The 14,575-nt window shown below is 70.0% G+C and carries 16 protein-coding genes and 5 tRNA genes; 14 read left to right on the top strand and 7 right to left on the bottom strand.

What is annotated here, in order from left to right; genetic code table 11:
- Positions 1-354 precede the first annotated feature (354 nt).
- Together ABZX96_RS34235 and ABZX96_RS34240 are read right to left on the bottom strand one after the other, a co-directional pair.
- Complete coding sequence (locus ABZX96_RS34235; RefSeq protein WP_355552195.1) at positions 355-681, bottom strand: hypothetical protein; 327 nt, start codon at positions 679-681, stop codon at positions 355-357.
- A 318-nt stretch (positions 682-999) separates the two neighbouring features.
- A complete protein-coding gene (locus tag ABZX96_RS34240; RefSeq protein WP_355552198.1) occupies positions 1,000-1,308 on the bottom strand; it encodes a hypothetical protein in 309 nt (102 codons plus the stop codon).
- Positions 1,309-1,460: 152 nt separating this feature from the next.
- Here ABZX96_RS34240 and ABZX96_RS34245 point away from each other — a divergent pair, with 152 nt between their 5' ends.
- Complete coding sequence (locus tag ABZX96_RS34245) at positions 1,461-2,288, top strand: helix-turn-helix transcriptional regulator (RefSeq protein WP_355552277.1); 828 nt, start codon at positions 1,461-1,463, stop codon at positions 2,286-2,288.
- A gap of 12 nt (positions 2,289-2,300) precedes the next feature.
- Positions 2,301-2,495 (top strand): DUF397 domain-containing protein, encoded by a 195-nt coding sequence (locus ABZX96_RS34250; protein WP_355552201.1) that lies wholly within the window; start codon positions 2,301-2,303, stop codon positions 2,493-2,495.
- Between the two features lie 79 nt (positions 2,496-2,574).
- Here ABZX96_RS34250 and ABZX96_RS34255 read toward each other — a convergent pair whose 3' ends face one another.
- Positions 2,575-4,830 carry an FtsX-like permease family protein gene (locus tag ABZX96_RS34255; RefSeq protein WP_355552204.1) on the bottom strand — a complete coding sequence of 752 codons (2,256 nt, stop codon included), beginning with the start codon at positions 4,828-4,830 and terminating at the stop codon, positions 2,575-2,577.
- Entirely contained in the window at positions 4,827-5,612 is a 786-nt protein-coding gene (locus ABZX96_RS34260) for an ABC transporter ATP-binding protein (protein WP_355552207.1), read from the bottom strand. The genes ABZX96_RS34255 and ABZX96_RS34260 overlap by 4 nt, the downstream gene beginning before the upstream one ends.
- A 278-nt stretch (positions 5,613-5,890) precedes the next feature.
- Between ABZX96_RS34260 and ABZX96_RS34265 the strand changes: the two genes are divergently transcribed.
- The 6 genes from ABZX96_RS34265 to ABZX96_RS34290 all read left to right on the top strand — a co-directional run bounded on the left by ABZX96_RS34265 (position 5,891) and on the right by ABZX96_RS34290 (position 7,266).
- A complete protein-coding gene (locus ABZX96_RS34265) occupies positions 5,891-6,634 on the top strand; it encodes an HAD family hydrolase (protein WP_355552210.1) in 744 nt (247 codons plus the stop codon).
- 87 nt (positions 6,635-6,721) lie between these two features.
- A tRNA-Gln gene (locus ABZX96_RS34270) sits at positions 6,722-6,793 on the top strand.
- A 63-nt stretch (positions 6,794-6,856) separates the two neighbouring features.
- Positions 6,857-6,929, top strand: a tRNA-Glu gene (locus tag ABZX96_RS34275).
- Between the two features lie 62 nt (positions 6,930-6,991).
- Positions 6,992-7,064, top strand: a tRNA-Glu gene (locus tag ABZX96_RS34280).
- 16 nt (positions 7,065-7,080) lie between these two features.
- Positions 7,081-7,152, top strand: a tRNA-Gln gene (locus ABZX96_RS34285).
- Positions 7,153-7,193: 41 nt separating this feature from the next.
- Positions 7,194-7,266 (top strand) — tRNA-Glu (locus ABZX96_RS34290).
- A gap of 143 nt (positions 7,267-7,409) precedes the next feature.
- Here the strand turns inward: ABZX96_RS34290 and ABZX96_RS34295 are convergent.
- Positions 7,410-8,090 carry a MerR family transcriptional regulator gene (locus tag ABZX96_RS34295; RefSeq protein ID WP_355552213.1) on the bottom strand — a complete coding sequence of 227 codons (681 nt, stop codon included), beginning with the start codon at positions 8,088-8,090 and terminating at the stop codon, positions 7,410-7,412.
- Positions 8,091-8,216: 126 nt separating this feature from the next.
- Between ABZX96_RS34295 and ABZX96_RS34300 the strand changes: the two genes are divergently transcribed.
- Positions 8,217-8,717 carry a DUF4188 domain-containing protein gene (locus ABZX96_RS34300; protein ID WP_355552216.1) on the top strand — a complete coding sequence of 167 codons (501 nt, stop codon included), beginning with the start codon at positions 8,217-8,219 and terminating at the stop codon, positions 8,715-8,717.
- Positions 8,718-8,845: 128 nt separating this feature from the next.
- On the opposite strand, the gene ndgR is transcribed toward ABZX96_RS34300, so the two are convergent.
- Positions 8,846-9,562 (bottom strand): IclR family transcriptional regulator NdgR, encoded by a 717-nt coding sequence (gene ndgR, locus ABZX96_RS34305; RefSeq protein ID WP_355552219.1) that lies wholly within the window; start codon positions 9,560-9,562, stop codon positions 8,846-8,848.
- 172 nt (positions 9,563-9,734) lie between these two features.
- On the opposite strand from ndgR, the gene leuC reads away from it, so the two are divergent.
- The 5 genes from leuC (at position 9,735) to ABZX96_RS34330 (ending at position 13,319) form a co-directional block, all read left to right on the top strand.
- On the top strand, positions 9,735-11,165 hold the full coding sequence (gene leuC, locus ABZX96_RS34310; RefSeq protein WP_355552222.1) for a 3-isopropylmalate dehydratase large subunit: 1,431 nt from the start codon (positions 9,735-9,737) through the stop codon (positions 11,163-11,165).
- A 3-nt stretch (positions 11,166-11,168) separates the two neighbouring features.
- Positions 11,169-11,762, top strand: a complete 594-nt coding sequence (gene leuD / locus ABZX96_RS34315; protein WP_355552224.1) for a 3-isopropylmalate dehydratase small subunit — start codon at positions 11,169-11,171, stop codon at positions 11,760-11,762.
- Positions 11,763-11,896: 134 nt separating this feature from the next.
- The gene (locus ABZX96_RS34320; RefSeq protein ID WP_355552227.1) at positions 11,897-12,145 is read left to right on the top strand and encodes a hypothetical protein; all 249 of its coding nucleotides are present in this window, start codon (positions 11,897-11,899) and stop codon (positions 12,143-12,145) included.
- A 125-nt stretch (positions 12,146-12,270) separates the two neighbouring features.
- Entirely contained in the window at positions 12,271-12,981 is a 711-nt protein-coding gene (locus ABZX96_RS34325; RefSeq protein ID WP_355552230.1) for an HU family DNA-binding protein, read from the top strand.
- A 116-nt stretch (positions 12,982-13,097) separates the two neighbouring features.
- Entirely contained in the window at positions 13,098-13,319 is a 222-nt protein-coding gene (locus tag ABZX96_RS34330) for a hypothetical protein (RefSeq protein ID WP_355552233.1), read from the top strand.
- A 488-nt stretch (positions 13,320-13,807) separates the two neighbouring features.
- On the opposite strand, the gene cofC is transcribed toward ABZX96_RS34330, so the two are convergent.
- Positions 13,808-14,470: a 2-phospho-L-lactate guanylyltransferase gene (gene cofC, locus ABZX96_RS34335; RefSeq protein ID WP_355552236.1), complete on the bottom strand. Its 663-nt coding sequence runs from the start codon at positions 14,468-14,470 to the stop codon at positions 13,808-13,810.
- Positions 14,471-14,575 lie beyond the last annotated feature (105 nt).

Here is a 14,575-nt window from a genome sequence, read left to right on the forward strand (position 1 = left end):
CGGGGTTCGGGGGGGGGTGGGTGAGGGGGGGGGGTTACCGCTCACGCCGTCCGGGGGCCGGGGGACGGGGGGGCCCCGGGCGGGGGGGCCCGCCTCTTCGTACGGTGAGTGAGCGTATTACAGGGCTACCAGGTCAATGACGTTGATCACGATGTGCTTGTTCGACACCACGTACTGAATGAAGCCCCCGTCGAACGTGGCCGACCAACTGTTGTCCCGGTTGCTCTGGGCAGGGGCGCTGAACGGGGTTCAGGCTGAGCTGTTTCTCCAGCTTTTCCAAGGAGGCCCGTTGTACGGCGCCCAGAGCGGCCTTCCGCTGCGCGGCGCGGTCCACATACCTGATCATGTAAGCGGTCATGGGCACCTGCCGGCGTCGATGGGATTGTTGTCGGCGTCGTATGCGTTGCCCTCGGCGTCCCAGAAGACCATGCCTTCCGTGTCACCCTCGGCCAGGCGCTTGACCATGTGCTCCACCTCGTCCAGATAGCCGGGCGTTGCGCACGCGCAGGCGAAGGGGAACCACTTGTCGACGATCCGGTCCAGCTCCGGCTGATTGAAATCCGCCGCGGCGCTGAGCCAATCCTTCTCGAAGAGCTGCAGCCAATCCGGCCGCCGCTGCAGGGCCGTGCGAATGGCGTCCGGGGTTCTCTCACAAGCGTTCCGATCCACTTCGATGACCATGGCCGGGGACCTCCGGTAGGTGATGGCAGAGCAGAGCCCACGGTAGGGCTCAGCGGGCGGGTGAGGGAGGAGAGCCACGGATTGTGTACGGCTCGTGGTCGTATGGCAATGAATGTTCCATCAATTGAACGCACCTGTGGCTGGACCAGCGGGACAGCCACAGGGTCTGTGCAGCCATATGCACGGCTTCTTGTTGGCTGCCAACTACGCTGACGAGAGCCGATTGCGCTGGTCAACCGGATCGTCAGCGCTCGTTGACGAACCAGGTGCTATCCGAGCTGATGCGTTCCGCCACCCGGCGCCGCCCGCTCTGGCGCCTCAGCGGTCTCGACCCACACCAGGTGGGCTCGGCCGTCCTCCGCCCGGGCGGAGAACATCTGCGTCGCGCGCTCGGCGCAGGACAGCGACATGCCCACCCGGCCGTCCGGCGTCGTCAGCCGGGCCGTGGTCGTCCCGGTCGGCGAGACCCCATGCGGCGACGTACGCGTCCCGCTCGCCGTACGCGTCGGTGAACTCCTCGACGACGGCGAAGAGGCGGGGAGCGGTGGCGGTTACGAGGGCGGTGATTTCCTGCGCGAAACTACTGGATTGGTCAGCGAATGGCAGGGACGAGGATACGGTGGACATGGCGAACCTCCTTGACTCCTGGGGGAGTTGGCGTCTGGTATAGCTATATCTGAAATCGCATATGGCTATGCAGAATCGGCGGAGGGTATCCGTATTCCACTCGTGTGAGGGATGGAGGAGGGCGAACTGTGGCCGCAACTGGACCACCCACGCTGCGTCAGCGACGCCTGGGGATCGAACTACGCCGATTGCGGGAACGGGCGGGAATGAGTTCGACGGACGCCGCCGCCATGATCGGCATTCAGCAAGCCCGCATGAGCATGATCGAGGCCGGTCGGCATGGGGTCAGCGCGGACCGTGTACGTGCCATGACCCGTGGCTACTCCTGCGGGGACGACGAGCTGGTCGAGGCGTTGGTGTCCATGACAGGGCGCCGCGAACGGGGGTGGTGGGACGAGTACCGGGAACTGCTGCCTGCTTCTGTTGTCGAAGTGGCAGAGTTTGAACACCATGCGTCCGCAATCCGTGTGGCAGTTGTGGCGTCGATGCCTGGGCTTTTGCAAACCCCTGAGCACTTCCGTGCGGTGCTCCGGTGTCGTGTGCCCGTGCTTCGCCCTCACGAAGTTGAACATCGGGCATCATTTCGCATGAAACGCCAAGCCGTCCTGTACAGCGATCCGCCGACGCCCTACAGGGCTGTGATTCACGAAGCGGCGCTACGGTTGGAGTACGCCGGTGCTGACACCACCCGTCAGCAGCTCTTCCACCTGATCGAGATGAGCGAGCGGCCCAATGTGACCGTCCAGGTCATCCCTTTTGGTGCGAACGACTTCCCAGCTGTCGGGCAGTCGATCACTTATGGTGCCGGTCTGCTACCCCATCTCAGCACGGTTGCCCTGGATACGGACCATGGTTGTGAGTACCTCTTCGCTGAGGCGCAACTGGAGCGTTACCGAGTGGTGTTGGACCGAACGGAAAGTGTCGCGCTGCCTCCAGGGAAGAGTCGAGACTTTATCCGGCGGATCGCGAAAAGCACCTGAGAGGGCCAAGAATTGTACGCATGGCAGAAGTCCTCGTTCAGTGCCGACGGCGTCAACTGCGTAAATATCGCCCCCACTCCCGACGGCACCCTCCGTCTCCGTGAAAGCGACCACCCCGAGACCATCCTCACCCTCTCGCAAGCCGACCTACGGGGCCTCCTCGGCGTCCTCAAAGCCGACAGGACGGCGACCCCGCCACCGACCTGATCCGTGATCGTCGGACTCGTCTCCGTACCGACAAACCCTGGGGCCGCCCGAAAAGCGGCCCCAGCTTCGTCACCGCCCCTCAATCCCCCCGAGGCCGCCACACCCTCGCCTGCCGCGCCGCCACCCGCCCGCACGACAGCGCCACCACCAGCCCCGCCAACACCACCCCACCCAACCCGACGAGCAGAAGCGCGCCCGACATCCAGCCGCCCCGTCCCATGTGGATCAGCAGGCCGCCCAGCGTCATCGAGACCAGCACCCCGACCGCTCCGACGGTGCCCAGGGGGAGGGCCAGGTTCCAGGTCGCGATGGCGCGGTAGAAGCGGCGGTCGACGCGGAAGGCGGAGAGCGGGCCCAGGGCCTTGGCCTGTTCGAGGAAGATCCCGGCGGCTCCCAGGGCTCCCGCCGCGGCCAGCGCGGCCAGGCCGATGAGCACGATGTCGAGGAGCCAGCGGATCTGCGCGGCCATTGCCGCGGCGCCCAGCGACCACGACTGCCCCGGGAGCGCCGTCATGGGGCCGATGAGATGGGCGTACGCGGCCTGCTTGACGCGTCCGAGCCCGGCCTCGTCCACGTGGTCGGCGACGAGGAACCCGTACAGCGCCGCGTCCCCGCCCACCGGAGCCCCGCAGGCGCAGACCGAGCCCGCGGGAGCACTCAGCAGGTCGTTCTCCCGGCTTCGGAGGACGGCGCTGCCCGCGGGCGTCAGGCGGGCGAAGACCTCACCGAGGGGGCGTGGCCGGTCCGGACAGGAGGCCATCTCGCCGAGGGCGCGCAAGGCGGCGCAGGTCCCGGTCAGGCGTACTTTCGGGGCGTCCTCGGGGGTGTGGGGCTCGGGTGAGTAGCGCAGGATCGTGTCCCTGCCCAGGGCGTTGACGAACGCGTCCGCCGTGGAGGGGATGTCGCGGGAGCGGATCTGGACGAGCCCGCCGCCGGACGCCGCCGAACGCGCCTGCGCCTCCTCGGCCGGGCCGGTGAACTGCGTGGTGAGCACCTGCCCGAGGGTGACGACCCCCAGCCCCACCACGAGCGCGGCGCTCAGGCGCGCCAGGGCGGCCGGGCGGGCTGCCAGCCAGCGGCCGGCGACGATGCGGACGGGGTCTCCCGCGCGGTTCCCGGTCCGGGCGAGGAGGCGTCCGAGCAGCCGGGCGAGGGCGGCCGACGCGTACGGCAGCGCCAGCAGGGCGACCACGGAACCGGTGACGAACCCGAGGCGCCCGGCCACCCCCCGGTACTCGGCCCCCCACGCCGCGACGGCGAGCCCGGCCGCGAACAGGACGAGCGGGCGGCGCGCCGAATAACCCCGGCGCCGAGTGGGCCGGGTGCCGCCGTACGGAGGGCGCCGGACACCCGCGAGCACCGTCAGCCCCAGCAGCCCCACGCTCACCCCCAAGCCGAGGAGAGGCAGCAGCGGCACGGCACTCAGCAGGTCGCGCGACCAGACCTGGTACCCCGTGAACGGCAGCGTGGGCGAGGTCAGCGACAGTCCGGCGAGCGCGGCGCACGCGGCCAGCGTCCCGGCCGCCACGGGCGCCCAGGCTTCCCCGACCAGCACGAGCGCCCGGGTCGAGGCAGGGGCACCCAGCGCGTCCAGCACGGCCAGCCGCTGATCCCGGGTCTCGGCCCGGCTGCGGACGGCGACCAGCACCAGGGCCGCGCACGGCAGCGCCGCCATCAGCGCGATCAGCACATCCAATTCCGCGATATCGCGGTCGAATTGGTGGCTGCCGACGAAGAACATCTGGCGGTCGGGATTGCCGAAGCCCCGGATGTACGACGTGGGTTCGTCGACGGCACGGAAGAAGTCCGGTCGCCGTGGATTGACGTACACCACGAGTTCGGCGGCGTCGGCGAGGCCGTCCTGCCGGATGGTTCCGGCGAGTTTCCCGTACCGGTCGCTGATGCCGGGCTGGGCGGCGAGCAGCGCGGGGGACAGGTAGGACTCGCCGGGCGCGGGCCAGCGAGGGAGGCCCGGGGGCGGCGGGGCGCCGGTGACGAGCGGCCGGACGTAGACCACCGTCGCGCCGCGTTCGCCGACCGTGTCCGGCCGCTCCCACCACCGCGCGACCGCCGAAGCGTCTCCCTGGGACACCGGGCTTCCCTGGGCCACCGGCACGGGATTCCGCGCGGTCATCCGGTCGTCGCGGTTCTGGTGGACGGTGTGAGCGGCGGCGAGGAACCACACCGTCAGCAGCGACAGCACGGCGGCGCACACCAGGGACGCCCGGTGGACACCCCCGCCCGCGCCGCGCCCCGCCCGCCGGCCGATGGCCAGGGCCAGCCGCAGACGTCCACCGGTACGGCCCAGTAACGGAGACGAGGGCACGGTGGTCATCGGGCGGCCGGGCCTTTCTCCCCTACGGACGCGTGGAGTTGGCCGTCCCGCATGACGTACACCTGGTCGGCGCGCGCGGCCACGTCGGGGTTGTGCGTGACGACGACCAGGGCGCAGCCGTGCCGCGCGGGCAGGGAGAAGAGCAGGTCGGCCACGGTGCTCGCGGCCTGCCCGTCGAGGGCGCCGGTGGGCTCGTCGGCCAGCAGGACGGGGGGATCGCCGATCAGCGCCCGGGCCACGGCGACGCGTTGCCGTTCGCCGCCCGAGAGCGTGCCGGTCTCCGCGTCCTGCACGGCGACGACCCCCAGCTCGGCAAGGAGGCTCCGGGCGCGGGCGTAGACGTCGGTGGCCGGGGTGCCCGCCATCAGGGCCGGTAAGGCGACGTTCTCCACGGGGGACAGTTCCGGAAGGAGCTCCCCGAATTGATAGACGACGCCTATGGTGCGCAGCCGGAGTGCGGCCCGGCGCCCCGGCGGTATGCCGGTCACGTCCTGTCCGGCGATGCGGACGACCCCCAGTGAGGGCGGCAGCAACCCGGACAGGCAGCTCAGGAGGGTGCTCTTCCCGCAGCCGCTGGGCCCGGTGATCGCCGCGCTCCGTCCGCGCGGGACGCGCAGGTCCAGTTCCCGCAGAATGGCCCGGCCCCCGACCCGGACGTGCAGCCCTCGCGCGTCGACGCCGGCGGAGGCGTCCTCGTCCACCTGCATGTGATCACTCCAGATCGGTGAGGGGAGCGGTGAGGGGATCGTGCCGGCCTCGTCGGCTGTTCGGTCGCGGCGCATCCGACCATTCGTCCGTGCACCGGACCGCAACCGAGGCGTTTGCCGCGAAGAGAAGAGCAGGCCCGGACCGGACGGAAAGAGCGGAGCCGGTCCGGCGAATATCGCATGGGCATTCACGGCCGATCAACGGCATTCGGGAAGAAACCCGACGGTCGTTTCTTGAGTGGATACCGCAATAGCGGCCCCGGCCACCGGGAGAGCTGCCGACCAGTGCCACCGCCCTCCCGGAACCCTCGCCGGCCTTCGCCCACAGCCCTCCCGCCGCTACCGTCACCCCCATGCCGATCAACGCTGTTCTCTGGGACGTGGACGACACCCTCTTCGACTACACCGGATCGGACCGCGCCGGGGCGCTGCGGCACTTCGAGGCCGAGGGGGTGCTCGGGCGGTTCGGGAGTGCCGAGCGGGCGATGGAGGTGTGGCGGGAGGCGATGGAGGTCAACTTCGGGCTGTTCGTCGCCGGGGAGCTCGGGTTCGAGGAGCACCGGAGGGAGCGGGCCCGGATGTTTCTGGGGGAGCGGCTGAGTGATGACGAGGCCGATGCCTGGTTCGGGCGGTATGTGGCGCGGTACGAGGCGGCCTGGGCGCTGTGCCCGGATGCCGGGCCGGTGCTGGCGGAGCTGGCGCCCCTGGTCCGGCAGGGGGTGCTGTCGAACGCCTCCTGTCGCATTCAGGAGCAGAAGCTGCGCGCCCTCGGGATACGCGATCACTTTCAGACCGTGCTGTGCGCCGACACGCTCGGGCACGCGAAACCCGCTCCCGAGGCGTTCCATGCCGCCTGCGATGCCCTGGGGCTGCCGCCGGAGCAGGTCGCGTACGTGGGGGACCATCGCGAAATGGACGGAATAGGGGCGCGGGACGCGGGGCTGCGCTCCATCTGGATCGATCGTCGGGGGCCCGCGGGAACGGAGCGTGAGGGACGGGCGGCGCCGCGTGGGGTTTCGCGCCTCGGGAGCCTCGCTGACCTCCCTGAGCTGCTGCGGTCGACTATCGGTTTTGGAGCGCCGTCCCCCATCGGGTAATGTTCTTTCTGCGCCGCCCGGGAGGGCCGAGAGGCCGGACCAGGAAGCGCAAGCCGAACAGACCCCCACCAGGGGGTTGCGTCTCGGTGGGCTATGGTGTAATTGGCAGCACGACTGATTCTGGTTCAGTTAGTCTAGGTTCGAGTCCTGGTAGCCCAGCAAGAGATCACTTGGCGAAGCGGGAATTATCCCGTAAGTCGATCTCTTGGAAAGCAGGAACAAGCCCCCGTTGTGTAGCGGCCTAGCACGCCGCCCTCTCAAGGCGGTAGCGCCGGTTCGAATCCGGTCGGGGGTACAGATCCTTCCTTCCGTCCCCTTCGGGTCGCTCCCGGAGCGGACGACGTGAGGATCGCTAGGGCCCCCGTTGTGTAGCGGCCTAGCACGCCGCCCTCTCAAGGCGGTAGCGCCGGTTCGAATCCGGTCGGGGGTACTGGTTTAAACCACCATGGGCTATGGTGTAATTGGCAGCACGACTGATTCTGGTTCAGTTAGTCTAGGTTCGAGTCCTGGTAGCCCAGCGCGGAAGCGGTTCCGGTAAGGAAGCGCCAAGCAAAAGCGAGCCCCCGTTGTGTAGCGGCCTAGCACGCCGCCCTCTCAAGGCGGTAGCGCCGGTTCGAATCCGGTCGGGGGTACGTTAAAAGGAAAAGCCCTCCCGAATGGGAGGGCTTTTTCGTTCGTTGCCGGATTTGTGCGAGACGGTGTCGGGGTGGTGCATTCCGCTCGTCATTTTTCCGGCGGGCGGCGCGCCGGTTTCGGTGGCGCACCGCCCGGTTTTTCAGGCGGGGTTCGCGTCCGGCTCCTTCGGATCGGTTGCCTGCTCTCGTCCGAAGCGCCGGTGGGATTCGTCGGCCTCGGCGAGTCGCCGCAGGCTCAGCAGCACCGGTTCGTACAGCACGGTCAGCGCCACGGCCGCCTCGACCTGCTCCGCCGGTGTGTCGTAGGCCTCGACCATGTCCAGGTCGGTCACGGCCAGCTCCCGGGCGAGCCGGGCGTACGGGGCCAGGTGCGCGGCGTCGTGCGGGTAGCCGAGCCGGGCGAGTGCGGCGACGGCGTTGATCAGGGTGCCGTAGGCGGGCAAGTCCCTCGCGTCGTGGGCCGGGGGCGGGCTCAGGCGGTGCAGCAGCGCCTCGACCTCGTGGTGGGCGGCGGTGGTAGCGGGGTCGTCCGCCGTCGGCTCGGGGCCGTGCGGGAGGGCGGAGACGGCGATGCCGAGGCGGGTGTGGTGCGCCAGGGACTCGTCCTCCGCGGCGTTCAGGACCTCCCGGGCGGTGGCGACCGGCATCCGGCCCACCTGGATCAGCGCGCGGACCAGGCGCAGCCGGCGCAGGTGCTCCTCGCCGTATTCGGCCTGGGTGGCGCTGACGCGGTGGCCGGGCGGGAGCAGCTTCTCCCGTAGGTAGTACTTGATCGTCGCGGTCGGGATCCCGCTGCGTTCGCTGAGTTCGGCCAGTCGCATCGTCCTTGCGCCTTCCGTTGGAGAGTGGCACTATCCAACCACGGGCTCGTTGGATAGTGCCGCTATCCAACTGTCGTGGTGCAGTCGCGCGCGGATTTTGCGCGCGGTATATCAGGGGGTTTTGCGATGAGCGCGAAAGTCTTTCCGGAGCGGGTCACCGCCGACGCGGACGGCGATGTGGTGGTCTTCCTGATCGGAATGCGGATCAACAGTTACCGCGCGGTACGGGATTGGCTGCCGGTGTTCCGCGCGATGCCGAAGATGCTGCGGGAACTGGAGCGGGACCCGTCGTCCGGGATGCTCGGGTCCCGCTTCGTTCTCAGTGGGCCGCGCGACTTCGGGCTCGTGCAGTACTGGGAGTCGCGGGAGAAGCTGCTCGCGTACGCGGAGGACCGGGACAAGGAGCACCGTCCCGCGTGGGCGGCCTTCAACCGGCGGGCGCGGAACAGCCGCGGCAAGGTGGGGATCTGGCACGAGACGTACGTGGTCCCGGCGGGCGCGCACGAGAGCGTCTACGTGGGGATGCCCCCGCACGGGCTGGGGGCGGCGTACGGCGTGGTGCCGGTCGGCCGGCGCGGGGACCGGGCGGCGCAGCGGCTGGCTCACGGGGCGGCCGTGGGGGCCTGAGCGGCGCGGGCCTCGGGGGCGGCGCGTGCTGCGGCCGGAGCGCCGCCGCCCCACGGGACGGTGGGCCGTCGCGCGGGGCGGGCGTATGGGGTGGATGTGCGGGGTGACGGGGGAGGGGGCGGCGGAGGTCAGCCGGCGCGGCGCAGGGCTTCCGTCAGGCGGGCCGCGGCGTCGATGACGGCCTGGGCGTGCATGCGGCCCGGGTGGCGGGTCAGGCGCTCGATGGGGCCGGAGACCGAGACGGCGGCGACGACGCGGTTGGAGGGGCCGCGCACGGGCGCGGAGACGGACGCCACGCCCGGCTCGCGCTCGCCGATCGACTGGGCCCAGCCGCGGCGGCGCACGCCGGACAGGGCGGTCGCGGTGAAACGGGCGCCCTGGAGGCCGCGGTGCAGGCGCTCGGGCTCCTCCCATGCCATGAGGATCTGGGCGGCGGAACCCGCCTTCATCGGGAGCGTGGAGCCGACCGGGACGGTGTCCCGCAGGCCGGACAGCCGTTCCGCCGCGGCGACGCAGATGCGCATGTCGCCCTGGCGGCGGTAGAGCTGGGCGCTCTCGCCCGTCACGTCGCGCAGGTGGGTGAGCACCGGGCCGGCCGTGGCCAGCAGGCGGTCCTCGCCGGCCGCGGCGGCCAGTTCGGACAGCCGCGGGCCCAGGATGAAACGGCCCTGCATGTCCCGCGCCACCATCCGGTGGTGTTCCAGTGCCACGGCCAGCCGGTGGGCCGTGGGTCGTGCCAGTCCGGTCGCCGCGACCAGCCCGGCCAGGGTGGCCGGACCGGACTCCAGAGCGCTCAGTACCAGAGCTGCCTTGTCGAGAACGCCGACGCCGCTAGAGTTGTCCATGCAACGATACTTGCGTCTCACACTGTGAAACGCAAGTTCAATTTCCCCGGGAAGTCGTCAATCTGTAGTGGCGGCCCTCGACCAGGGCCCGGCGCACCGTCCGCAGATGGGGACTTGGGCTGCGCACACAGTCGAGTTGGGCCGGCAATGCGGCCGGCCGGAGGGAACAGCGATGGGACGGACACTCGCGGAGAAGGTCTGGGACGACCACGTCGTCCGGCGCGCGGAAGGCGAACCCGACCTGCTCTTCATCGATCTCCACCTGCTGCACGAGGTCACCAGCCCGCAGGCGTTCGACGGCCTCCGCAAGGCGGGGCGCCAGGTGCGCCGTACCGACCTGACCCTCGCCACCGAGGACCACAACACCCCGACGCTCGACATCGACAAGCCCATCGCGGACCCGGTTTCCCGCGTCCAGCTGGAGACGCTGCGCAAGAACTGCGCGGAGTTCGGCGTCCGGCTGCACCCGCTGGGCGACGTCGAGCAGGGCGTTGTCCACGTAGTGGGACCGCAGTTGGGACTGACCCAGCCCGGCACCACCGTGGTCTGCGGCGACAGCCACACCTCCACGCACGGCGCGTTCGGCGCGCTGGCCTTCGGCATCGGCACCAGCCAGGTGGAGCACGTGCTGGCGACCCAGACGCTGCCGATGTCCCCCTTCAAGACGATGGCCGTCACGGTGGAGGGCGAGCTCCCCGAGGGCGTCACGGCCAAGGACCTGATCCTGGCCATCATCGCCAAGATCGGCACCGGCGGCGGCCAGGGGTACGTCATCGAGTACCGCGGCCCGGCCATCGAGAAGCTCTCGATGGAGGCGCGGATGACGATCTGCAACATGTCCATCGAGGCGGGCGCCCGGGCCGGGATGATCGCGCCGGACGAGATCACCTTCGCCTACCTCAAGGGACGCGCGCACGCGCCCGAGGGCGAGGACTGGGACGCGGCGGTCGCGTACTGGAAGACGCTGCGCACGGACGAGGACGCGGTCTTCGACCACGAGGTCGTCATCGACGGTTCCGCGCTGGCGCCGTTCGTCACCTGGGGCACCAACCCCGGGCAGGGCGCGCCGCTGTCCGCGTCCGTCCCCGACCCCGCCTCGTACGAGGACGCCTCGGACCGCCTGGCGGCCGAAAAGGCCCTGGAATACATGGGATTGACGGCGGGTCAGAAACTTCGCGACATCTCCGTGGACACCGTCTTCCTCGGCTCGTGCACCAACGGGCGCATCGAGGACCTGCGCGCCGCGGCCTCCGTGCTGGAGGGGCGCCAGGTGGCCGACGGGGTGCGGATGCTCGTCGTCCCCGGGTCCGTACGGGTGGCCCTGCAGGCGGTCGACGAGGGACTCGACAAGGTCTTCACCGCGGCCGGCGCCGAGTGGCGGCACGCCGGGTGCTCGATGTGCCTGGGCATGAACCCGGACCAGCTCGCCCCCGGCGAGCGCTCCGCCTCCACCTCCAACCGGAACTTCGAAGGACGGCAGGGCAAGGGCGGCCGGACCCACCTGGTCTCGCCGCAGGTCGCCGCGGCCACCGCGGTCCTGGGCCACCTGGCCTCGCCGGCCGACCTGGCCGGCGCCGACGTACCTACGCCCGCGGGAGTCTGAACCATGGAAGCTTTCACCACGCACACCGGCCGGGCCGTCCCGCTGCGCCGCAGCAACGTGGACACCGACCAGATCATCCCGGCCCACTGGCTCAAGAAGGTCACCCGCGACGGCTTCGAGGACGGCCTCTTCGAGGCGTGGCGCCGCGACCCGGAGTTCGTGCTCAATCAGCCGGCGCACCGAGGGGCCACCGTGCTGGTCGCCGGCCCGGACTTCGGCACCGGCTCCTCGCGCGAGCACGCCGTGTGGGCGCTGCAGAACTACGGCTTCAAGGCCGTCATCTCCTCGCGGTTCGCGGACATCTTCCGCGGCAACTCCCTCAAGAACGGGCTGCTGACGGTCGTACTCCCGCAGGAGACGGTCGAGCGGTTGCAGGAACTGGCCGAGCGCGACCCGGCCGCCGAGGTGACGGTGGATCTGGTGGCCCGTGAGGTGCGGGCCGAGGGCATCACCGCCGCGTTCGAACTCGACGAGAACGCGCGGTGGCGCCTGCTGGAGGGCCTGGACGACATCAGCCTCACCCTCCGGGAGGAGGACGCCATCGCGGCGTACGAGGCGTCCCGGCCAGCCTTCAAGCCGCGTACCGTGGTGGCCTGACCTCGGATTTTTGGCTCAAAGCTATATTGCGTACGATGCGCCCTCTGCTGGTGAGCAGGGGGCGCATTTGCGTGCCGATGCCGCTGTTGAGGCCCCGTGAAGCGACAACTCGCCGCAGATGGCACAATTAGCGCATGGAACGCGACGACCAACTCAAGCTCTACGGTCTCGTCGCCGACCGACTCAAGGACGCACATACACGAGTGCGGACACTGCAAGTCCCGGAGGGCGTACGGATGGCGCTGACCCGGAAGCTGCTCGTCATCACGGCTGCGGCGAAACACGACCTGGCAGGCGCGGCCCAGCGCCTGGACCGGTTCATGGATGACCTCGACCAAGGGCGTTATCCGGACACGGACGTGGACGCCGACGGAAGTCCGTGACGGTCGAGTTCGTTGCGGCACAAGGGTGATTAGCCCGTTTCGTGTTTGATTTGCGGTATATATCTGCCTAACGTGCGAAAAAGCTTGAACACTTTCGTTCCAGCAATGTCTCCGAAGGGGAAGACGTGAACAAGGCGCAGCTCGTAGAGGCCATTGCCGACAAGCTCGGTGGCCGACAGAACGCCGCGGACGCGGTGGACGCGGTTCTGGACGCGATCGTCCGTGCCGTCGTCGCCGGCGACCGCGTATCGGTCACCGGTTTCGGCTCGTTCGAGAAGGTCGACCGCCCGGCGCGGTACGCCCGCAACCCGCAGACGGGTGAGCGGGTCCGGGTCAAGAAGACCTCCGTCCCGCGGTTCCGCGCCGGTCAGGGCTTCAAGGACCTGGTCAGCGGCTCGAAGAAGCTCCCGAAGAACGACGTGGCCGTCAAGAAGGCCCCCAAGGGCAGCCTGTCGGGCGGTGCTTCCACCCGCACGACCGCCAAGGCCGCGGCCAAGAAGGCCACCGCCAAGAAGGCGACCGCCGCCAAGAAGGCGACGCCGGCGAAGAAGACCACCGCCACGGCGACCACCAAGAAGGCCACGCCGGCGAAGAAGAGCACCGCGAAGAAGACCACCGGTGCCGCCAAGGCGACGCCGGCGAAGACCACGGCGACCGCCAAGAAGGCCCCGGCGAAGAAGACCACCGCCACCGCCAAGAAGGCCGCGCCCGCCAAGAAGGCGACGCCCGCCAAGACCGCCCCCGCCAAGAAGGCGACGGCGAAGAAGGCCCCGGCCAAGAAGACGACGGCGCGCAAGACCACCACCGCCAAGAAGACCACCGCCCGCAAGCGGTAATTCCCCAGCGGCGACGCCACGCGTCGGGCCGGGCTCCCCCAGGGGAGCCCGGCCCGCGGTGTGTGGGGCGGTCCCCGGAACGGGATACGCCCCCCGGTCCGCTTTAGGCTGAAGGCATGCAGGCCACCGCGTACACCTACGACGCCCACACCCGCACCGGCAGCGTCCTGCTGGACGACGGCACCCCACTGCCCTTCGACACGGCGGCCTTCGACGCAGGCGGCCTACGCCTGCTCCGCCCCGGCCAGCGGGTCCGCATCGAGGTCGAGGACCAGCCCGCCACCGGGAACACGACGCCCGGCCAGCGGATCGTGCTGGTGACGTTGCAGACGTTCTAAAAGAAGTCGGCGGCCCGTGGGCCAAAGCACCCTGAGGCGGGCCCACCCATAGGCCCTTCCCCTCCCCCCACAAAGGGGCGGACGCGCAACCGACGGAAGGGGACGTCCCGGGGTGCCCCCGCAGCGGACTGGGGCGCGACGGCCGGTGACGACCTCTCGTCGGCTAAGCGCAACTGCCGCGAGGAGGTACCCCGGGGCGGCCCCGACCCCAAAAAGCACCCCGCGTCCGCCCCACACACATCACCCCGCCGAAGGCGAAAACCCCCACTCGGCGCAGGCGCCCCCCAAAGCCCGCCGCCAGGCGCAAACACCCCCCGAGAACCCCACGCCCTGGCCGAAAAACACCTTGGCACGCCGAAACCCGACACATTTGGCAAAGACCGGGAAAAATATCGGCAGCGTTAAAGAATGCCGACCCTGTTCGCCGGACAGGCGCAGCCCCTTCGCCGGACAGGCGCAGCCGACCCGCGACCACCGCGATATTTCGGCTACGACACCCCCCGCCACCGCAACCGCGGCACATGCAACGCCGTGTACATCCCCACCCCCAGTTCCACCGCCGCCCGCAGATCCTCCCCCGTGTCCACATCCCGCCGTACGGATTCCACATCCGGCAGGCCGATCTCGTACGCCCCCGACGCCAGGTGACGCGCCCGGGAAGGCCCACCGAATGCGGGCGCCAATTCCACCCCGGAACCCGCCGTCAAGAGCGTCGTACCGATTCCCGCCGCATCGGCGAGAAATGCGCGCGGGAATTCCGCCGCGACGGCCAGTACACGTTCCAGCTCGGCGGCCCGCAGCGCGGGCAGGTCGGCGTTGAGCGCGGCCACCGCCGCACCGGGCCGCACGGCCCGCACGGCGCGGGCCCCGTGCGCCAGCGCGGCGTTGAGGTCCTGGCCCGGAACGTCCGGGATCACCCGCGCCCCCAGGGCCCGCAGCGGCCCGGCGGCCACCGGATCGTCCGTGACAACCGCCACATCCCGCACGTCCCCGCAGGCCAGCGCGGCACTGACGGTATCGAGGGCGAAGCCCAGAGCCAGCAGCGGACGGAACTCCTCGCTCGCCACGGGGGACAGCCTGCTTTTGGCCCGCACCAGCGGTTTCAGCGGCACCACCAGGCTCCATGCCGCTTCCGTTCCATGTCTGCGCATCGCGCTCATTCTCACCTGCCGCCGCCGCGGCCCGGCAGTCGCGGGGTTACGGTGTTCTCGACATAGCGGGTACTCGGGGCGACACTTGTGCGGCTGCCGGGTCGC

It is taken from the genome of Streptomyces sp. NPDC003077, from assembly GCF_040611095.1.
Lineage (GTDB): Bacteria > Actinomycetota > Actinomycetes > Streptomycetales > Streptomycetaceae > Streptomyces.